This is a genomic window from Arsenicibacter rosenii (assembly GCF_001870735.1).
Classification (GTDB): domain Bacteria; phylum Bacteroidota; class Bacteroidia; order Cytophagales; family Spirosomataceae; genus Arsenicibacter; species Arsenicibacter rosenii.
Window position 1 is genome coordinate 1 of sequence record NZ_MORL01000149.1, and the last position, 1,290, is coordinate 1,290.

The 1,290-nt window shown below is 45.7% G+C and carries 1 protein-coding gene; it reads right to left on the reverse strand.

Going from position 1 to position 1,290, the window contains the following annotated elements:
* Positions 1-76: 76 nt before the first annotated feature.
* On the reverse strand, positions 77-865 hold the full coding sequence (locus BLX24_RS30460) for a phage tail-like protein (RefSeq protein ID WP_071506914.1): 789 nt from the start codon (positions 863-865) through the stop codon (positions 77-79).
* Between the last annotated feature and the right edge of the window lie 425 nt (positions 866-1,290).

Genomic DNA, 1,290 nt, shown 5'->3' on the forward strand with positions numbered 1-1,290 from the left:
GGAAATGTATGATTAGTTGACATGATGTTACATTGAGTTCAAAGGGATTCTGTATCCCGTTGGAGAAAGGTCACTATTACTGCAAACGCTCAACAAACCACGTAATCTGCCCGAAGGTTGCCGGAGCAGCGATATAGTCATTACACAGCAAGGTGATTCTGTAAATTTCTTTGGTTGTATGCAGCATGATCAACATTCGGCCCATGTCTCGCTGAGTAGGGTTGAAGGACTTATTCCAGGGGAGCCATGTACCAGACGTTACATTATTAAAAACAGAATGTTGAGGTTGCAGTGTTGCTCCTGAATTTTGCCCTTGGCCAGAAAGCTCCGCAAAAACTGTAACGGCAGTTGTGGCTCCCGTAACCTGAGCAATCTGAACACTGCTTAAATTATCTTTTACATTCGCAGGCAGACCTGAGTAACGAACTTTAATATTACCAAATGTAAACTCGGTGGCAGCCTGAACCTCAGCATCCGTTGACGATGGAATTGGAGAAATTGTTTTTGATCCAAAACTCAGGAATTTCTGGGTTTCCGTCTGGATATTTAATTTACCCCATCTTGTTCCATCCCACATGTACAATGTGTTTGCATCAACAGCCGTAGACCCACTGCCGGCCGCATTGATATTCACGACCATCAGACCGATTGCCGGTGAGGTAATAGGAGCGGCATTATCACTTGATGTAAGTTGTACCCTTGGCGGTAAAAAGCCCTTATTGGCCGACTGCACTTCGAGCATAGCCGACGGGTCAGGGGTGCCAGGCGTGGTGCCGATCTTTACCTGCGCCCACAAACTCGTCGAAGAAAACGTGAGGATAGCCACTGCGGCTACAATTGATCTAAAAAGGGTAGTTGTTTTCATTGGTTTGCGTAAGAAATTAGATGAATTATAAATACTATCCTGTACGGGTATAGCCGTACAGGACTTGCTGTACTTAACTGGTTAGTCCCCTACCCTGCCCATACAGGGAAGAGAGTGGCCCATGCACGGAGATATGTCAGGAATTAAGTGCCTGCTGTTGTGTCAACCGGTCACCGCTACAGTTGTCGCCAAGACAACAAGCGCCTGACGGTTGCGTATATACGCAACTTGTTTTGATATAAATTTTCATATCATTTACCTGCATGAACTTGTTAACCAAGTGTGCAAAAATGAGGGCTAATTTCTGGATCGCCGCCTGTTTTTTCCGGCCGATTACACGAAACCGGGTATAGAGCATCTGAAACCATGTATTTACTTACATCAAATGATATGTGGCTGCGTCGGGCGCAAACATGATGCCAGCG